Origin of the sequence: Entomomonas asaccharolytica (genome assembly GCF_016653615.1) — a bacterium.
Taxonomy (GTDB): Bacteria; Pseudomonadota; Gammaproteobacteria; order Pseudomonadales; family Pseudomonadaceae; genus Entomomonas; species Entomomonas asaccharolytica.
Genome location: NZ_CP067393.1, coordinates 1,940,512 through 1,959,609 on the forward strand (window position 1 = coordinate 1,940,512; position 19,098 = coordinate 1,959,609).

Below are 19,098 nucleotides of genomic sequence, written 5' to 3' on the forward strand. Positions count from 1 at the left end.
ATCCTTATTTAATTTATATTTTGCGAGTAATACTGTTTAAGAAAAGCTAATTTTTCTTGGCTATTACCACTTAACCAACTCTCTGGTAATGATTTATTAAGATGATTTATACGGATTTCTAAATATTGCTCAATTTCTGCTAATTCATAAAACCCATACAAAGCTGCTTCGTCTACTAATGAACTTACTTGTTGTACTGTTAAAGCCTTTTTATTTTTAAGTTTATTGCTATACCAATGATATGATACCTTTTGTTTTTGCATATTTTCTAATGCTTTTATATGGTGTTTGTCTAATCGATATATACCATTTACAGCTAAGGTTTTTTCTAAGTTTTTACAATATTTCCAACTAGATTCTTCTGTAGTCACCTCTTTCCACGAAATATCAAACCATTCTATACTATCAATTACTCCTAACCACGCACCTACCTCTTTCTCCAATAATGATGGGAAGAAGTAACTAGCAACTTTAGTATCATAGTACCTTAACACTCCTTGTTGTTTATCATTAAAATATACTATTAATATTTTTCTTAGTTGATTGAGTACATTTTCTGAAGTATATTGACTATTAATAAGTAAACCTGAGTTTTCTTTTAAAAAAGTACATAAATCTTCTTTGGTAGCTGTAGAATCCTCAATAAATATGGGACCTTTTTCTTTATAAATAGATAAGATGGTATTATCAAAAAGATAATGTATTTTTAGCTGCCTAAACATATTACAAAATATTTTTTGCATTACATTTTTTTCATTATTAAGCAATAAATATCTTCTCATATACTACCCTCTTCAGTTTGACGACAAGGGCAATTTGTTAGAGGGCAAGTTTGAGGGGTGCCTCTCTGTTTTTTAGCACACAAAGCTACAATGGGTGTATTTTCTCTATTCGCTTGAATAATTTGATGCGATAGCTTAGGAGATGGTTGTTCAGGTACACTTTTCTCGTTATTCATAGGCAACAAAGGTAGGGACGGTACTCCATCCATAGGAGTACCTCCTATGGTTATTGATGTACTTGCCCAAATACCAGCTGCATTTAAAACAATATGTTGGCCGCCTGCTTTTAAAGTCAGTGACAACCCTCCATCTATAATCGTCTGCATACCTGACTTAAGATGAATTTCCATTCCCGCTTGTACAGTTTTAATAGTACCTATTACTTCATGTTCTGCTATTCCCACTGTTTTATGATCATTAAGTAACACTTGAGTTTTACGATCTAACTCTGTTAAATGATGTTCTTCACTTTGATTTTTGGTATATCTATTTTTAACAATAGTTTCGCTATGTTCATTTTGTACGTGCAAATGGCTGTTATTTTTAACCTGTATGGTATGATTGTTTTTAGTCAGTTGATCAAAGTCTTTTTGAGCCTGCACAAATATCTGTTCTTCACCTGCTTTATCTTCAACTCTGAATTCATTAGAACCGACTCCTCCTTTAGAACTAGATGTTTTAAATACAGATCTGGTTTTATTAGCAGGTAATTCATAGGGTACTTTGTTTACTCCATTATGTAAGGCACCTACAACTATAGGGAAATCAGGGTCACCTTCCTCATATTCAATAAGTACTTCCATTCCTACGCGTGGAATAGTTAGTGCTCCATAACCATTATGCGCCCAATTACTTTTTACTCTTACCCAATGGCTAGAGCTCTCATCATAGTTACCTTCTCTATCCCAGTGACATTGAATTTTTACACGCCCATATTTATCACAGTAGACTTCTTCCCCTGCTGCACCTGTCACTATTGCTGTTTGAGCACCTAATACTTTTGGTTTGGGATGAGGTTTTGCAGGTCTGTAAGGTATATCCTGTGGTGTAAGTACTGCTACATTTCTATAGCCTTGCGAAAAATCTTCAACTGGAAACTCCAATTCTACTGCTACAGGATAATTAAAATACTGGTAAAGTTGACTAGCACTCTTAGTAGTGTTAGCTGAAGTTGTATCACCAAAAGCCTCCAATACAGCAGGTTGTTTACCTGCATGTCTGATTTGATTAATCAGCCAAGGCTTCTCAACATCTTGTAAAGGATGATTGTCTACTGTGATATATAGTCCTGCATAGAGCCCTATAACATCTCCATAGATTTCTGCTAGTACTTGAGTTGCTCTTAATCGCTCTATTTCTATTTTTGCCAAATAATCTGCTCTGACCTTGTTCATATGTCAACTAGGATAGTCATAGCTTTCTAAGCTAGGCTCGATTGCCTCATTGGCTTTAGCACTTTGTGTTCCTTGCCCATTGCCCTCAGGAATTTTCATATTTTCAAAATTATAGTTGCGCCATGATGCTTCTGTAGTACAACTAGATAAATTAATATCAAATCTCTTTATCACTCTCTCATCTGCCACAAAACCTGTGTCATTCACATATTTAATAGTTTGAGCCAAACTCGGAAAGAAAGGATTAGCATCTGCAAAAGTAACTGTATGTTGCTCTTGAGTATGCTGAAAATAATAAAATATGCCTTCACTCTCTGCTAAATGATTGATAAATTCATAATCAGTTTGATCATATTGAGTACAGTATTCTCTTATGGGATAAGTTTCTTTAAGTTTGAACTCAAATTGCGCACCCTCTTGCATTCCATATTCAGTAAGGATAACTGAGATAATTTCTGGAACAGATTTATTCCGAAATACTCGCTGATTAGTGCGTTTCTTTAGATGAGTCAAAGTAGGCGTTAGGATAACTTTAAAAGTAGCATAGTGTTGTCCTATCGCACCACGTTTAACTGATTGTATTACACCATTTATTCCTTCAGATTTTTCTGGATTAAAGGCCAGAAAAGCAGTCTTGCTTAATAGCTGTGTAACATCAAAACGAATATGATTGCAAACGAGTGTAACCTCAAAGGCATAATTATTGGAAATAGCTTCCAATCCTTCGAAAGATAATACTTGTAGTTTGGTGCTACTTTCTAGTCCTTGTACATCTAAACTAAAATGCACAATATTAGCTGGATTAAACATAAATACTCCTACGACGAAGCCCATTCATCCTTAAAATAATTTATTTTTTAAAATTTTAGTTATCAGCATTTTTTGCTCAAACTTTTCAATAATCTAAGGTGATTATGAACATTTTCTAAAAATTATTTTTTTCCTAAACCCATTTTGATTTATTGAAAAACCTTAAAATTAAAAAACAGCTTTTGTTGTTTTTTGTTTATCGAAATATTTATCTATTGCTTGTTCATAACCATTGTCAACAATAGCCATAGATGCCATTGTTACATTTAATGAAATATATGGTTTTGCTGGTCTGCTATAAATACATGAATCATTTTCAGGCGATAAGCACCAAAAGATTAATCCCCCTACTTGTGCAGATGGTTGGCCATATTTTTGAACCATTGAGTTAGATATTGTTTTTATATTATCTGAGTTTCTAGGCATACTATATCCAACTGATACAACGACCATTTGCTTATTATTGCCATTTAATACATTAGGTAAAAAGGATACAATATAGTTACCATTTGCTGTGCTAACTTTAAAATTAGTTATTTCAATTTTTCCTGTAATCTTTTTAATTTTTTTCTGACTCTCAGTATTAAAGCTTGTTGTACTCTGAAACTTTATTCGGGATTGGCTAATACCTAAATTTGATGTGATAGCTTTAACAGCTTGATCCATCGTCATACCCAATTTAACACCTGCCACATCTAGTTTTGTAACATCAACAGATCTACCTGCTGCAGAGATATTTTTGGTAGTCATTAATAATAAAAATGTTATTAGTGTATAAATTAACTTTTTCATAAAATTACCTCATGTAAAATACATTAATAGTTATTATTCTTTGATCTATATCTTCTTGTGAGAGTTTTAGCCTTATTTGGAACGGTTAATTAAAAAACAGGTTTTGTTGTTTTTTGCGTGTTTAGATATTCTTTCATTGCCTTTTCGTAGTAATTTGTACCTGAAATTAAAATAACATTAAGTGGTGATAGATGAAGGTATGGTTGGTTACCATATATACATCCACTTTGAGGGGGAGATGAACACCAATAATTATTTTTAGTGGTAGGTTGTCCATATTTTTTTATCGTAGACTCTGTTAATGCTTTCATATTATCAGCGCTAGCTTTCATAGTGTAACGGATTAGACTAACAACCATTTGCTCATTCTTACCATTAACCACATTAGGTAAAAACTCCACAGAGTAATTACCAGCATTGGTATTTAGTGCAAAAGAAATTATTTGAGCTTTTCCTGTAATTTTATAAATGCTTTTCTGTGTACTACTCAAATTAAGCATATTATTTGCTTGCATTTCTCGGAATTTTATCTGAGACTTATTAACATTTAATGTTGATGTTATGGCTTTAACGGCTTGATCTATGGTCATTCCTAATTTGACACCTGCAATATCAAATTTTGTAACATCAACAGATTGTTCAGTTGCAAAAATATTTTTTGTAGTTAGTAATAATAAAACTGTTGTAAATATATAAAGTAGCTTTTTCATAAAATACCTTTCTTATAAAAATTTATTAAGCATTAATTGTTATTGTTGTCTGCATGACCTAACAGTATATAAATTTTCTAATTGAGATAAGCGAGACCTAGCTTGAGCTTTCATATCGTTTGTAGAACTAACATCTGCAAACATGCTAACAAGTGATAATATATCTTCTGAGGTATTTAAATAGGTTCTTAAATCTTCGATATTACTTTTAATATCTTGGCAGGATAATGATAATTTATCTTGATCTGATAAATTAGAGGTATTTACTGAAGTATTAGCACAACCAGCTGATAAAAGAAACAGACTAAGCGCTAAGATTGACGATTGACGATTGACGATTGACGATTGACGATTGACGATTGACGATTGACGATTGACGATTGACGATTGACGATTGACGATTGACGATTGACGATTTTAACATAAAATTTTCCTTATTGTAAAGTTATTTGTTAATTTTATAGTATAAAAGTCTAATTGTATATAGTAATTTTGATAACTACAACAAATTAAACTCTTAGACTCATATTACTTTTTTAAAACAAATTATACTAATGTAATTTAAATATCATTTTTTCAATAATTTTCCTATTATTATGCTAGCTATTAAAACAGGACTTTGTCTAGTGACTACTTAATCAAATTAATCATTATTTAATAATAAATAGTTATGATATTTTATGAAGCTTAAAAGTAATGTTGTATTTATAGAAAGCAATTTCATGAAAGTTATATCTACTAAACCATTATCCTACCTTTTACTCAACTTAGTCATTGTTTGCTTTACTTCTACTAGCTATGGAAATGATAATTTATCTACAGATGAATTAATGGCGAAAGGCGAAAAAAATTATTATGAACAAGATTATCAGCAAGCTATGCAATGGTATTTGAAAGCCACTGATAAAGGTAATGCATATGCTATGGGTAATATTGGTGTGATGGATGAGCAAGGAATAGGAGTAGAGAAAGATCATCAACAAACCATGCAATGGTTTTTAAAAGCAGCTGATAAAGGTAATGTTTTTGCAATGTTTAACTTAGGTGTTAAGTATTACAATGGATATGGTGTACCGAAAGATATCTCTATAGCCAAAGAATGGTTTCAAATATCGGCTGATTTAGGGGATAGTGAAGCTAAAGAAGCATTAAAAAGATTACAATAATGCTCTTATCGATAAAAAGGCTATCTATTTAAAATAGCTTTTTTATTATTAAGTTATAGTCTGCTTTTTTTAATGTTGTGTTTAGCTATTATTTAAAATATGACTAATAATTATTTAAAGATCAGCATTAAGCAAAGAATGATAGTTCATATGGTTAATAATATCTCAATCTAATAATAATTTATCAGTAGTTAATTTTCGCATGTTATTAATATTTGTGAGTTGGTTTTTTCTTTTTTAGTTAAGGTACTATAAAAATTATCATAATCAAGGGTAATATTATTAGTTAAGTTTGGGTTAGTTGTGGCTGTATTTTTGGTGGTGTATTTGCTTTTTTTATCATATGTAGTCATAATATTTATGGGCATATATGGGAAAGCTACTAATAGTTTTTAAATCTTTTGCAAATCTCTTTTGGGTTATTTTTACTTTTAATTTTTTCTCTGTCAGTCCTTGTTTTTATCTGAAAATTCATTATCACGCATCAATTTTTTAATGTCTTTACTATCCATTTTGCCACTAGCTAATGTCATGGCTAATACTCTGGTTAGTCCGTCTTGTTCTTTAGATACTACTAAGACAATACGCGGTAATGCTCCAAATGCTTGCCAGCCTGTGACACGTTCAAGGGGATTTTTGCCTGTGCCTGTCGTACCGCCTAATATATGTACTTTGCCTTTGGCTAGTTTCTATTGTGCAATCATAACTATAGCCTTTTGAGTATTAACATACTCTGAACGATTTTTGTATTTTCTTTATTTATTGGTCATTCTGATAAGTCTAACGATTATTAGGCTTTTAACTTTTTTAAAGACAATAAAAGCTCCTATTACCTAACCAAAGGGTTGACTGATGATTAATGTTTATAATAAGTTAATTAATTTTTATTTAGCGAGCTTGACTATGTTGTTTTTCTGCTAAACATTGCTCTATCTATTCTTGAATTTCGTTATATTCCCAAAAAGTTGATCAACCAACTTTAACGTATTGGGGAAATATACCAGCGTTAACATAGTTATATATAGTAGCTCTTGATAAGCCAGTGATAGGTATTACTTGAGTTAGTTTGATAAATTTTTTAGTTGATAGCATAGCTTAATTCCTTAGCGTCTTTTAATGATGTACTTGGATAATTTTCCAAAGTAATTAATGACTCCCTGCCACCTGGCTTATAGTATTTTATTTAGCATACCTTACTACAACTATGAGATATTAATAAAAAAGCCATCACCATCAAATAACTTAATAAACTTTTTACTATCAGGTATAGTGTTATTAATCTTTGTATCTGTTAAGGGGTTATTACTCTAGCCATTATTAAAATCGTTTAAGGGTTAGATTATTTAACCCCAATATTACCCACCATTATTATTAGCTTTCTATAGTTCTATACACATCTTTTATAATATAATATCCTTGTATAACAATTAACATAGCTTACTCTATACTTATTATTAGATTTATTTAAATATCAGTTCAATTCGCTCCATCCACACCAAATAAAAAACCTAGTTAATTTATTTAACTAGGTTTTTTGTCACTTAATCAATATCTAACCCCTTATTAAACTCTATTTACATTTTTAGTTATTAATACAACCAAACCTATAAATGGTGTTTTGTGTGGATTAGTTAGCTTTGGCAAGAAGAAGGTAAATACTTATTTTCGATTGTTTTTGAAGCTCTGATATTTGAGACTGAACTACAATGCCACACAAAAGCGCCAGAAGTCTTAGCCATACGTAATGACAACCCACCACCAGCAACTCCACTATTGACACCAGAACTTCTCATAACAGCTGTTATATCACATACTGAAGTAAGAGTTTGCCCAGCAATAGTGAAAGTAGCACTACCTAGTGGAAAATCAACATAAACCCGTTCAACATATTTTCCATTAATTGCACTGGGAACCGCAACTCCCCCATTAGCATTAGTTGTATTCATTGGACACACTCCTGTTGCGCTATAACCCTCTGCTATTGGCCCTTTTAAACCACTCATTAAACTTAATGCTTCAGAAACTTGAGCCCGTCCAATATAATCCTGATACGCTGGAATAGCAATTGCTGCCAAGATCCCTATAATAGCAATAACAATCATTAATTCAATTAGGGTAAAACCTTTTTGCATAGACTTCACGTTAAATATCTCCTACTCTATGAATATTTAAATACAATGCTTTTAACTGCTTTTTACTCTTGGCGTAAAATATAATAATATAGTTTATTTTTAAGATATTAACTCTATTTACAAACACAGTTAATTTAAAATAAAAAACATATCAAATAATTGTGAATACATTATAAAATAAAGGATAATTCAAAATAATGAGCATGCTCAACAAATGTTGAAACAACTACAATAGATTTGATCTTATCTATATTATCAAGTCAGAACAGACTTTTATGGTATTAGCAATTAATCCTACTAAATCAAACTAATTTATTTAAAATTGAAATAAGCAGTGCTAATTGTATTTACAAAGGGCGATAGTAAAATGTAATGCTTATAGCATGTTTTATATAGGACTGGAAAAGACCTTGAGAAGATTATCAGCAGGCTATGCAAGGGTATTTGAAAGCTTATGATTTAACCCACCTTATTGCACTAAAGGTATTACGAAAATAACTTAACTGCACTAATTTTTATTAAATCTCAATAAAAATCCCTTTTCCTAGAGGATGAATTCATATCTCCACATATTGCAAAGACTATTAACCCCATCCCTACTACTATAAATCCCAAAATAGGATACGCAGAGACAACAGGATTATCTATCACAGCACTGCTAGGTTCATTTTCCTTATATAAAACTCTCAGAGTATCACCTTTTTTGTATTTGCTATATTGGGAGTTTCTAGATGTTTTAAAACTATAAGTGTTACCTCGTTTATCAGTGAAACTTATGGTTAATATATATTTATTACTAAGTAGATTACCCTCTTTTTCAACTACCTTGCCAATAGTTGAAATACCAGTCGCTCCCATCGTTTTTTGGTCATTGTAATAATAATAACCAATAATCACTAGCGCAATACCAACTAAAGCCATGCCTAACCTTTCCAATAGTCCTCTATCTCCATACTGTATAAACCTATTTTAATTTTAGCTTATACTAAAAAACTTAATTTAAACTTAAATAAAGGATAAAATAGTATTTATAATCTCGCAGATAAAAAAACTTAATTATATTAGCCCAATAAAAACTATATTAAGTTATTGTTATTTGTTATTTGTTATTGGTGTATACTAATTTGCCGTATATTCTAACTATAATATTTCGTATAAAATTAACTATTTATTACTCTGAGCCCTTGTACCATTATGAATAATTTAACCCACTCTCCTATATACATAGAAACCAATAATTTTGTATTACGGACTTTGGTGGAAAGTGATGTAAATGAACGTTTTTTAACTTGGCTCAATAGTCAAGAAATGATGGATGGTTTAAATTTATCAGGTGTACAATTTTCTACTAACTCATTAAAACAATTTATTGGTAGCTTTAATAACGTTACTAATTATTTTGTTGGCATTTTTGATCAGAAAACAAATTTATTAATTGGCTTTTACACCATTGATGCTGATTTAAAACATCGCGTAGGCAATATTTCAGCTGGCGGTATTGGAGAAACGGGTTATTCTGGTAAGAAAGTTTTTTGGGCTACTATTGATGCACTACTAGACTACTTTTATTTATATCGTGGCATGGAAAAAATGGTTGCTCGCGTATTAAGAAAGAATGTGCGGATGTTGTTTTGCTTTGTAAATAATCCACGATTTACCTGTGAAGCGGTTTTAAAAAAGGAATGCCTTGCTGCAAATGGTGAACGTTTAGATGTTGTTATATTTTCATCTTTTAAATAGGATTTTTAACGATGGATAACTTACTATTAACACCTACTAAAAATAAAGTATTACCCTTTAAAACAAGTGGCTTTAAAAGCTTAGTGGACGGTCTAGAGTATGCCGCCAAAGGCGAATCTGGCTTTAATTTTTATAATTCACAAGCTGAATTAATCAGTGTTTTATCCTATACAGACTTACTGAATCAAGCCATTAAAATGGCCCATCATCTATTAGCGATAGGATTAAAAAAAGGTGATCACTTACCTATTATTGCTGAAAATCGACCAGAATTTTTAGTAGTGTTTTATGCCTGTCAATGTCTTGGTGTTATCGTTTGCCCTTTACCGATGATTTCTTCTGCTGCTGAGCGTAGTAATTTTGCTGAAAAAACACTTCAACTGGTAAAACTAACTAACGCAAGACTTATAGTCACTTCAGAAGCATTAATTAAAACCTTTTTTACAGAAAATAATACAAACTTACAGTTTATAAGTTTTGAAAATCTCGCCACTGAGTCTGCTAAACAATCACTCACTACTAGCACAACACCATTTTCCCCTATTGAGAATAAAGGAGTCTCTTTTATTCAATTTTCTTCAGGTTCAACTTCTCAACCTAAAGGCATTACTATACATAATCATGATGTCTGTGAACATGTGCAAGTAGTACTAGAAGATGTTATGAAATTACAGGCGGATGATCGTTCATTATCATGGTTACCGTTTTATCATAATATGGGATTAATTGGTTTTATTATAGCTTCTGTTAACGGCCAACGATCTGTAGACTGTTTTTCACCTTTAACTTTTGTTAGCAACCCCGCTCTTTGGTTAAAGTTAATGTCGGCCAATCAAACAGCCATTACTTATGCCCCTATGTTTGCCTATCAATTAGCAATTAAGGTATTTGATGAACAATCGTTTGCTGGGCTGGATTTATCTTCTATTCGTGTGGCAGGTATTGGTGGCGATGCTATCCATATAGATATCATGAAAAAATTTCAACAAGTTTATGCACCCTACGGTTTTAACTATCAAGCATTCTTACCTAGTTATGGGATGACAGAAGCTATTATGGCTATTTCAGGCAAAATAGCAGATGAACAAGTAGTAACAGATATGTTTGAGGAAAAACAAATTGTCTCCTGTGGAACGGTACTACCTGATTGTCAGCTTAAGATAGTGGATGACAACAATACACCATTACCTGAACGTAGTGTTGGCAGTATCCTGTTTAAGAAAAAAGCTATAACAGGCGTTTTACATAAGCAATCTGAAAGCATTGCGCTATCTTCTCAAGATAATTATATTGATACAGGTGATATAGGTTATTTATATAAACAAAACTTATTTGTTCTTGGGCGCAAAAAAGATGTTATTTTAATTCGTGGCCGCAATATTTGGGCACAAGATATTAAAACGTCTCTTATTAATACTAACACATGGTTAAAATTGGAAGATATTCTGGTAATGGGTATTGAAGTAAACCAAGAGGAAAAATTGGTTGTAATGATTCAACGTGATGGAGAACATAAGGATAATTTAGCGCTTGCCAAAAAAATTAAAGGACAGATTAGTCAACAATTTAGTGTATTAGCCGATATCGTGTTTGTACGTGCAGGCGGCTTACCTTTAACACCTTCAGGTAAAGTGTCTCGAGAAAGATTTACAGAGATATACCTTACCCAAACCTCTTTATTTTAACTCTTAATCATAAAAGACAGAAAAATGAATTACCAACAATTAGCAAAATCAATTTTAGCAACCTCTCTGCATATTCCAGAAGACAGCATAAAAATGAGCCATACGATTGATGATTTGAAAGATATTGATAGTGTTGACTTCGCCCACATCGTGGCAGAGATCGAAAAAGTATCTAAAAAACAAATTCCTATTGAGGAATTATTAACCCTAGACTCCGTGGAGAAGTTAGTAAATATTTTAGAGAAAAATGCTTAATTTTTTCTTTTTTATGTAAATCTGTCGACTACATCACAGATGATATATTAGAACAATTAAATTAATAGTTATAATAGTGTATTGGAATACCTTATCTTTTATATGTTGTCCTTATGAAAAAATCCCCTTTTATACTAAAACCAATGTTTATTGGTATGCTTTCAGTTATCTCCTCTTATTCTGTAGCGGATGCTATTTGGAATGGCTCAACTAAAGACTACAAGGAAGGTAATAACTGGAGTACAAACACATTACCAGACTTAACGGTAGAAAATATTATAATAAACAGTGGCCAAGCTAACCTTGTTTTAGATGATAGTTATCCTGGGTTTAGCCAATGGGGAGGTAGTGGTAATAATAAACTAATTATTGGTGGATCAGCTTCTGCAAGTGGAATGCTAAATGTATCTATTGCTGATGGAACCTCTTATATTCAGCCTGACTATGGCTCGACACTCGCGGTTGGAGAAAATGGTGGTCATGGCACACTCACTTTAGATACTACAACAAACAGTAATCTTCTTAATGTAGGTATATCCTTTGATAATATCACGGTAGGTGATGGTGTAAATGGTCAACAAAGCCAAGGTTTTATTAATATTCTAGGCTCAGGTAAAAATATATATCAACAATCTATGGGCGGTCAGTCATTAGCCTCTGGTGAATTAGAGGTAGGGACTAATGGTGGATCAGGCACAATTAATATAGATGGTAGTAGTTTAGATATTAGTGGCTCACTGCCGTCTGTTAATGATGGAGATGTTTTTACACTGGGTAACGGTACCAATAGTACAGGTACTATCAATGTGTTAGGTGGTGGTAAGCTAGCTGTTTCTGTAGGTTATCAACCCGCAAATTCTGCTGTGATTGGTAAAGACGGTGGAACAGGCATATTAAATATTTCAGGGCAGTTTGATGGATTTGATATGATTGGTGATCCTACAAAAGTTTCTAGCCGAGCAGTTTTTTATAAAGGGCTAGTGGTAGGAGACGGTTTGGACAGCCAAGGCTCTATCAATATAAAAGATGGCGGCCTTTTAATCACCTATGGTGAAACAATTATTGGTAAAAATGATGGTACAGGTAATATCCTTCTGTCTGGTGAAAATAGCCGCTGGGAATTATCAGGCAAAGCCTCTACTGATGGGGTTAACAGTTCCTATGACTGGTCACAAGATGGCGTTTTAACACTAGGCTCTGCCGGTGGTACTGGTACTTTAACCATTGATGATGGTGCTGTAGTGAGCCTTGGGGTTGGTCGATCAATATATGGTTACTATGAAGATCATGATAATAACCAATACTTTAATTCCTATGATTATGAATTTGTCGGAGGAACAGGTACATTTAACTTGACCGACTCAGCTGATAGTACAGGTACCCTTATTTTAAAAGGTGATGCTGGCAAAGTTGGTGTATTAGATACACCTCAAGTTAATTTTGGTCCAGGAACAGCTTCTGTAGTTTTTAATCATAATGACTACACAGGCAGCTATGAATTTACCCCTGAATTAGTAGGAAGTAATGCCACCAATAGTTACCTCGTCAATAACTCTGGCATAACCGTATTTAACCGTGATACTAGTCAATTTATTGGCCACTCTATTGTAAATGGTGGCGTGTTTGAAGTTAACAGTATACTTGGTGGTGATATGACCATTAATAATGGTGGTACGCTAACTGGTATTGGTACGGTGGGTAGTACAGTACTAAATACTGGGGGTACTATTGCCATTGGTCAATATAACACCACCACAGTTTCAACACTTACAATTAATGGTGATTATCAGGGCAATAACGGTACTATTGTTTTTGATACAGTACTGGGTAATGACTCTTCCACTACAGATAAACTGATTATCACAGGCGATACATCAGGCTCTACCTATGTAAAAGTTAATAATTTAGGTGGCTTAGGCGACCAAACAATCCGCGGTATTGAGCTAATTAGTATACAAGGCGCCTCAAATGGCACCTTTACTTCAAGTGGACGTATCGTGGCGGGTGCTTATAACTACTCCTTAGTCAAAGGAGATGCTAGTAAAGGCGCCGATCCAAACAATTGGTATCTAACCTCTCAATATGCTAAAGCTAGTGGTGGATTAGGTAAAGACTTAAGAACTGAGTCAGCTACTTATATTGGATTGATAGAAAATAATATCGCTGCCTTTAATCACAGTTTCCATGATAGACAACAAACCTTAAATAATGGCTATGAGTCCTCATGGATGCGCGTCGAATATGCACATGATAAATACCATGCTGGTGAAAATAACTTACTTGAAAATAAAGTAACACGTAAATTAGTGCATTTAGGAACAGATCTTTATCAGCATGATCAACTCCACCTTGGTATCATGGCAGCTTATGCTAACAGTGATATTACTAGTAATTCTCGAATAAAAGATTACCATTCTACAGGTAAATCTGATGGCTATTCAGCAGGGGTTTATGCTACATGGTATGATCAAGATGCAATATCAGGTGGTTTATATATCGATAGCTATGCTCAATATAATTGGTTCCGTAACCAAGTAAATGGCCACAATTTAGCACAAGAAAAGTTTAATACGCAGGGACATACAATTTCCATCGAGACAGGCTATAACTTTGTAATAAGTAACAGCAAACAAGCTATATGGACGGTTGAACCTCAAGCACAAATTATTTATGGTAATAGCAGTACGTTTAATTACACTGAAGACAATGGTACACGTATTCATACCAACAATGATAAGGGACAAATAAGAAGCAGGCTTGGTGTGCGCTTACAAGCAGAGATTGAAAATGCAAAATTATTCTTAACCAGTAACTATTGGAATCAAAATAAACATACCGCTGTCCATATGGATGGAACAGAAGTCCGTAATAATCGTGCTAAAAACTTGTTTGAAATAAAAACAGGTGTGCAATATAACATCAACGATAAAATACAAGCGTTTGCTCAACTCAATGCTATTACTGGGGAAAACTCTACTAGAAGCTATGGTGGCAATGTTGGTATTAAATATCAATGGTAAAATAATTAATTAATTTTAGTATTTATCCCTCTCGTCTTAAATAAAGAGAGCATACAATAAGTTATGCTCTCAACTTTTTTAACCTTTGACTGCTAAACACAATATTCGTTTTTAACTGTTGTTATGATGGGATTACAACTCTATTCCCTTTATCACAAAAATAGTCTAAACTTATTGCTTCGGTGGAAGGACAATACACAAATAAAAAAAGTAATTCCTAATATACACTTTGTACTACTTATTGTAGTGCTGTTTAGATACTATACAACGTTAGTTACTAATGCTTAGTTGTTATTATCTTACCGAGATACTTCATGAATAAAGCCATTGATTTCCAGCAAATTATTGAGAATGGACCTTTTATTACTATGCGACTATCATTTGAAGATAGCGTATGGAAAATATGGTATGTATCACAGAATGTAAAAGAGTATGGTTTTGATCCTAATGATTTAATGAATGGCATTATCTCATGGGATGCAATGATTCATCCAGATGATCGTGTAGTAGCTATTAAACTAGCTAACGACTATATGATGAAGTCAGTGGACGACTTTCAATTGCAATACCGTATTGTTACTGCAAAGGGTGAAAGTACTCATATTATTGAGTACTCCCATGTTAATAGAGACTGCAACGGCAAAGTACTCTATGTAGACTCTGTATTAATCAATACTACAGCAGTTGAAGTGGATCGCAATATTGCTATAAACCACTTCAAACAACAAGCAGTAATGAATGATATTTTACTTAGCTTACATGATGCTAACTTAGAACTATCATTGCAAATAATTTTAGAACGTGTGGGTCGTTATTTAAATACCAGCCGCGTACTACTCTTTAAGGATAGCCCAGACCATAAAACTTGCAAAGTAGTCTGTGAATGGCTCAACAAACATATAACCTCCATCAAAGACCTAGATTATGCAGTTACTTATGAAACAGAGATGCCTGAAATCTACGTGGCACTTCAAAGTACTGGCTTTTTACTAGTAAATGCAGGAGAAATTCCTGAAAACTGTAAAGAAGAATTTGAAAATGAAGGGCTAGTCTCCTCTGCTATTTTTGCCGTCTACCTGCATGGTGAACATTATGGCTTTGTTTGCTTTGACGACTGTATCGTACAACGTGTATGGGATGAAGATACAGCTAATTTTCTAAAAAACATCTCCAATATGATATCGAATGTATTGTTTAGGATACATACCGAAGAAAAATTAGCACACCATGAAGAAGAAATACGTAAGATGGCCTTTACCGACTACCTTACAGGTCTTCCTAATAGATTTCGTTGTGGTTCTGATCTGATAGAAACATTGAAAAATGCTGAGCAAACAGGGCATGGTGGTTACGTTTTCTTTATTGATTTGGATGATTTTAAAATTGTTAATGACTGCTATGGTCATGACTTTGGAGATGGCGTATTAGTCAGCTTCGCCAATTATGCACAAGAACTGTTTGCAGACAATGCCACTGTTTATCGTTTTGGTGGTGATGAATTCGTAATTATCCTCAATAATGCTGATGAAACTCTTGCCAACTCCTATCTTAACAAGCTCCTAAAACGTGCTAAAAAACCTTGGACAGCAAAGGGCAAAGAATTTTATTGCTCCCTTTCCATTGGTGTTGTGAAATATGCTGCCTATGGCGATGACTCTCAATCAATCATTAAAAAAGCTGATATTGCCATGTATCAAGCTAAAAAAGCAGGTAAAAACAATTTTGTTTTCTACACCGAAGAGCTTGCTTGTGACAGTATAAAACGCTCAGAAATGGAAACGCTACTGCGTAATGCTATTGAAAATGATTGCCAAGGATTTATTGTATATTATCAACCCTACCTTAATACACAAACAGGTAAAATTATTGGTGCAGAAGCGCTAGTACGAATGGTTGATGCTAAAGGCAACATAATTCTACCTGAACAGTTCCTATCCCTAGCAGAATACCTTGGACTTATTGTACCGTTAGGCGATTGGATTTTAGAACAAGCCGCTAAACAATGTCATATTATCAACAATATACAGGGGCTTGAAGACTTCACCATTACCGCTAATATGTCTCCTAAACAATTTAAACAAAAAGATATTGTTTTGCGCACAGAGAATATACTGAAAAAATCTCAGGTTGATTTTAATAATATCATCATCAGTATGAATGAAAATATGGCTGTAAATGCCATAGAAAAAATGTTGCAAGTTTGTGCTGAATTTCAAAAGAAAAACATTAAAATAGCACTTAATGATTTTGGTTCTGGTAGCTCTTCTTTTATTAATATGCGCGACCTACCTATTGATGCGATTCAAGTATCAAGTATTTATATAGAAAATATTGAAGATCAGTTTACCAATGCTTTTCTTAAGCTGGTGACCAATTTAGGACATTCTACAGGCAAACAAATAATAATGAGTGGCATTGAAACCAACAAACAATATGATTTTTGTAAAGAAATTGGTATTGATGTTGTTCAAGGTTTTGGCTTGTACTCACCTACTACAGCTGAAAACTTACTAAAGATAATAGCCGATAAGAAATAAATTAATTGAGTAGATAAGAAAGCTCATATAGAAACTGTATAATTTCTTACAACTAACACAAACATTCTATCTTATACTTTATAAAATAGAATGTTTGCTAATCAAGCCAACTAATTATTTACGCTCATCATTGCTTTTATCAGTTGCTTGTTTTAAATCTCTATCTGTATTTTTTCTCTGTTTTTGCTCAACACGTTTGCCGTCTTGTTGCTGATCTACGCGTTTTTCAGCTTTTTGTTGCGTACGTTTACCCTCTTTTTGCTGATCTACTCGCTTGTCACCTTTTTGCACAGTACGCTTGCCTTCTTTTTTCTGGTCGGCACGTTTTTCACCCTTTTGCGCAGCGCGTTTTTCACCTTTCTTTTCTACGCTCTTACCCTCTTTCTTTAATTCAGAACGCTTTTCATCTTTTTGTGTTGCTCGTTTACCTTCTTTTTGTGCAAGACGTTTTTCATCTTTCTTAACATCGTCAGTTACATCACGTTTTTGCTGAGATACTGGCTGTCTTTTTGGATCATGATTATCTTGTTGCGCAGAAGCATAGCCAGCAACACTTAAAGATAATAATGCAGCAATAGAGACAGATAATAATTTTTTCATATAAAGTTCCTTGTATTTAATTTCAGTGACTTTATTCTAACTATAAGTTATGTAAGGAAAAAACGTGTAGATGGTAAAGAATATGTAAAGATTTATGGTTACTGTTAGCTGTTAAAAAATTTTATTACTGCAAAAAAAAAGGAGGCAAAATAGCCTCCTTATTTAAACCTAGTAGCAAGTGCTAAATCACTTGCAAAATAGCATCTGTCACTGTTTTGATATTGTTATTATTAAGCGCAGCCACACAAATACGACCTGTAGCTACTGCGTAGATACCATAATCATTACGCAGTTTATCCACTTGATCAGCTGTTAAGCCAGAATAAGAGAACATGCCACATTGCTTAGCAATAAATGAAAAATCTTGCTTAGCCCCCGATAACTGCTCAACCATTAGATTACGCATTGCTTTAATACGATCTCTCATACCACTTAATTCATCATCCCATAGCTTATAAAGCTCTGGGCTGTTTAGCACTTTTGACACTAACATAGCGCCATAGATGGGTGGGTTTGAATAGTTGGTACGGATAACCCGTTTAACTTGTGAAAGAACTCGTGTTGCTTCATCAGCAGAGTTAGTCACCAATGATAAAGCACCGACACGTTCACCATATAATGAAAATGACTTAGAGAATGAACTAGAAACAAAGAAATTAAGCCCTGACTCAGCAAATAATCTAACCGCGAAAGCATCTTCCTTAACACCATTGCCAAAACCTTGATAAGCAATATCAATAAAGGGTATTAACTGCTTTTCTTTAACAACAGCCAGCACTTGCTTCCAATCATCTTGAGTTAAATCTACACCTGTTGGATTATGGCAGCAGCCATGTAATACCACTACTGTATTCTTAGGTAATGCTTTTAAATCAGCTAATAAACCATTACGGTCTAAACCATGAGTGTTAGAATCATAATAACTATAATCATGCACTACAAAACCAGCGGTAGAAAATAACGCACGATGGTTTTCCCAACTAGGATTACTAATTGCTACATCATGGCCATTTAGATAAGTTTTGATAAAATCAGCACCTAACTTTAAAGCCCCTGTACCACCTAAAGCTTGCACTGTTACCACACGTTTTTCAGTCACCAATGGCGAATCAGCACCAAATAACAATTTTTGCACAGCTTGGTCATAGCTACCAATACCTTCAATAGGCAAATAGCTGTGCGGAGCGCCTGCAGCCACAAATTCAGCCTCAGCTTTTTGTACAGCTTTTAATAAAGGAATACGCCCTTGTTCATCATAATAAACACCAACCCCTAAATTAATTTTATTAGTACGGGTATCGGCCTGATAAGCTTCATTTAAACCAAGAATAGGATCACGAGGAGCAAGTTCAATATCAGCGAACAAATTCATTTTTTATCACTCTAGGAAGGTGGACGATAGAAAAATCATTATAACGCTATCGTTATCGTATCTAAATAGCTAATTAATAAATTCAAACTTTGTTATTTATTAA

General features: G+C 33.4%; 15 protein-coding genes and 1 pseudogene. 7 read left to right on the top strand and 9 right to left on the bottom strand.

Going from position 1 to position 19,098, the window contains the following annotated elements; translation table 11 throughout:
- Positions 1-8: 8 nt before the first annotated feature.
- From JHT90_RS08925 to JHT90_RS08945, 4 genes and pseudogenes are all read right to left on the bottom strand, one after another.
- Complete coding sequence (locus tag JHT90_RS08925) at positions 9-782, bottom strand: DUF4123 domain-containing protein (protein ID WP_201090433.1); 774 nt, start codon at positions 780-782, stop codon at positions 9-11.
- Positions 779-3,010 (bottom strand): annotated as a pseudogene (locus JHT90_RS15205) (type VI secretion system Vgr family protein). The gene JHT90_RS08925 and the pseudogene JHT90_RS15205 overlap by 4 nt, the downstream one beginning before the upstream one ends.
- 144 nt (positions 3,011-3,154) lie before the next feature.
- On the bottom strand, positions 3,155-3,778 hold the full coding sequence (locus JHT90_RS08940; RefSeq protein WP_201090436.1) for a hypothetical protein: 624 nt from the start codon (positions 3,776-3,778) through the stop codon (positions 3,155-3,157).
- Between the two features lie 89 nt (positions 3,779-3,867).
- Positions 3,868-4,488 carry a hypothetical protein gene (locus JHT90_RS08945; RefSeq protein WP_201090437.1) on the bottom strand — a complete coding sequence of 207 codons (621 nt, stop codon included), beginning with the start codon at positions 4,486-4,488 and terminating at the stop codon, positions 3,868-3,870.
- A 722-nt stretch (positions 4,489-5,210) separates the two neighbouring features.
- Between JHT90_RS08945 and JHT90_RS08950 the strand changes: the two genes are divergently transcribed.
- Both JHT90_RS08950 and JHT90_RS08955 read left to right on the top strand, forming a co-directional pair.
- Positions 5,211-5,654 (top strand): tetratricopeptide repeat protein, encoded by a 444-nt coding sequence (locus JHT90_RS08950; RefSeq protein ID WP_201090438.1) that lies wholly within the window; start codon positions 5,211-5,213, stop codon positions 5,652-5,654.
- A gap of 531 nt (positions 5,655-6,185) precedes the next feature.
- On the top strand, positions 6,186-6,374 hold the full coding sequence (locus tag JHT90_RS08955) for a hypothetical protein (protein WP_201090439.1): 189 nt from the start codon (positions 6,186-6,188) through the stop codon (positions 6,372-6,374).
- 249 nt (positions 6,375-6,623) lie between these two features.
- Here the strand turns inward: JHT90_RS08955 and JHT90_RS15410 are convergent, their stop codons facing one another.
- From JHT90_RS15410 to JHT90_RS08970, 3 genes are all read right to left on the bottom strand, one after another.
- A complete protein-coding gene (locus JHT90_RS15410; RefSeq protein ID WP_201090440.1) occupies positions 6,624-6,746 on the bottom strand; it encodes a helix-turn-helix transcriptional regulator in 123 nt (40 codons plus the stop codon).
- A gap of 539 nt (positions 6,747-7,285) precedes the next feature.
- Positions 7,286-7,786 carry a pilin gene (locus JHT90_RS08965; RefSeq protein WP_201095821.1) on the bottom strand — a complete coding sequence of 167 codons (501 nt, stop codon included), beginning with the start codon at positions 7,784-7,786 and terminating at the stop codon, positions 7,286-7,288.
- 525 nt (positions 7,787-8,311) lie between these two features.
- A complete protein-coding gene (locus tag JHT90_RS08970; protein ID WP_201090441.1) occupies positions 8,312-8,707 on the bottom strand; it encodes a DUF3592 domain-containing protein in 396 nt (131 codons plus the stop codon).
- 273 nt (positions 8,708-8,980) lie between these two features.
- Between JHT90_RS08970 and JHT90_RS08975 the strand changes: the two genes are divergently transcribed.
- The 5 genes from JHT90_RS08975 (at position 8,981) to JHT90_RS08995 (ending at position 17,023) form a co-directional block, all read left to right on the top strand.
- Positions 8,981-9,526 (top strand): GNAT family N-acetyltransferase, encoded by a 546-nt coding sequence (locus JHT90_RS08975; RefSeq protein ID WP_201090442.1) that lies wholly within the window; start codon positions 8,981-8,983, stop codon positions 9,524-9,526.
- Positions 9,527-9,537: 11 nt separating this feature from the next.
- On the top strand, positions 9,538-11,211 hold the full coding sequence (locus JHT90_RS08980; protein WP_201090443.1) for an AMP-binding protein: 1,674 nt from the start codon (positions 9,538-9,540) through the stop codon (positions 11,209-11,211).
- Positions 11,212-11,235: 24 nt separating this feature from the next.
- Entirely contained in the window at positions 11,236-11,466 is a 231-nt protein-coding gene (locus JHT90_RS08985) for an acyl carrier protein (RefSeq protein ID WP_201090444.1), read from the top strand.
- 113 nt (positions 11,467-11,579) lie between these two features.
- Positions 11,580-14,486, top strand: coding sequence for an autotransporter family protein (locus JHT90_RS08990; RefSeq protein WP_201090445.1), 2,907 nt, complete (start codon positions 11,580-11,582; stop codon positions 14,484-14,486).
- A gap of 314 nt (positions 14,487-14,800) precedes the next feature.
- Positions 14,801-17,023, top strand: coding sequence for an EAL domain-containing protein (locus JHT90_RS08995; RefSeq protein ID WP_201090446.1), 2,223 nt, complete (start codon positions 14,801-14,803; stop codon positions 17,021-17,023).
- Positions 17,024-17,137: 114 nt separating this feature from the next.
- Here JHT90_RS08995 and JHT90_RS09000 read toward each other — a convergent pair whose 3' ends face one another.
- Positions 17,138-17,623, bottom strand: a complete 486-nt coding sequence (locus JHT90_RS09000) for a hypothetical protein (RefSeq protein WP_201090447.1) — start codon at positions 17,621-17,623, stop codon at positions 17,138-17,140.
- Between the two features lie 181 nt (positions 17,624-17,804).
- Positions 17,805-18,995, bottom strand: a complete 1,191-nt coding sequence (locus JHT90_RS09005; protein ID WP_201090448.1) for an amino acid aminotransferase — start codon at positions 18,993-18,995, stop codon at positions 17,805-17,807.
- Between the last annotated feature and the right edge of the window lie 103 nt (positions 18,996-19,098).

Bases quoted from the DNA above. Each gene is read 5' to 3' on its own strand.
- JHT90_RS08980 (WP_201090443.1), top strand. From the start codon at position 9,538: ATGGATAACTTACTATTAACACCTACTAAAAATAAAGTATTACCCTTT.
- JHT90_RS15410 (WP_201090440.1), bottom strand. From the start codon at position 6,746: ATGCTATCAACTAAAAAATTTATCAAACTAACTCAAGTAATACCTATC.
- JHT90_RS08995 (WP_201090446.1), top strand. From the start codon at position 14,801: ATGAATAAAGCCATTGATTTCCAGCAAATTATTGAGAATGGACCTTTT.
- JHT90_RS08965 (WP_201095821.1), bottom strand. From the start codon at position 7,786: ATGCAAAAAGGTTTTACCCTAATTGAATTAATGATTGTTATTGCTATT.
- JHT90_RS08970 (WP_201090441.1), bottom strand. From the start codon at position 8,707: ATGGCTTTAGTTGGTATTGCGCTAGTGATTATTGGTTATTATTATTAC.
- JHT90_RS08945 (WP_201090437.1), bottom strand. From the start codon at position 4,488: ATGAAAAAGCTACTTTATATATTTACAACAGTTTTATTATTACTAACT.
- JHT90_RS08925 (WP_201090433.1), bottom strand. From the start codon at position 782: ATGAGAAGATATTTATTGCTTAATAATGAAAAAAATGTAATGCAAAAA.
- JHT90_RS08955 (WP_201090439.1), top strand. From the start codon at position 6,186: ATGGCTAATACTCTGGTTAGTCCGTCTTGTTCTTTAGATACTACTAAG.
- JHT90_RS09005 (WP_201090448.1), bottom strand. From the start codon at position 18,995: ATGAATTTGTTCGCTGATATTGAACTTGCTCCTCGTGATCCTATTCTT.
- JHT90_RS09000 (WP_201090447.1), bottom strand. From the start codon at position 17,623: ATGAAAAAATTATTATCTGTCTCTATTGCTGCATTATTATCTTTAAGT.
- JHT90_RS08950 (WP_201090438.1), top strand. From the start codon at position 5,211: ATGAAAGTTATATCTACTAAACCATTATCCTACCTTTTACTCAACTTA.
- JHT90_RS08990 (WP_201090445.1), top strand. From the start codon at position 11,580: ATGAAAAAATCCCCTTTTATACTAAAACCAATGTTTATTGGTATGCTT.
- JHT90_RS08975 (WP_201090442.1), top strand. From the start codon at position 8,981: ATGAATAATTTAACCCACTCTCCTATATACATAGAAACCAATAATTTT.
- JHT90_RS08940 (WP_201090436.1), bottom strand. From the start codon at position 3,778: ATGAAAAAGTTAATTTATACACTAATAACATTTTTATTATTAATGACT.
- JHT90_RS08985 (WP_201090444.1), top strand. From the start codon at position 11,236: ATGAATTACCAACAATTAGCAAAATCAATTTTAGCAACCTCTCTGCAT.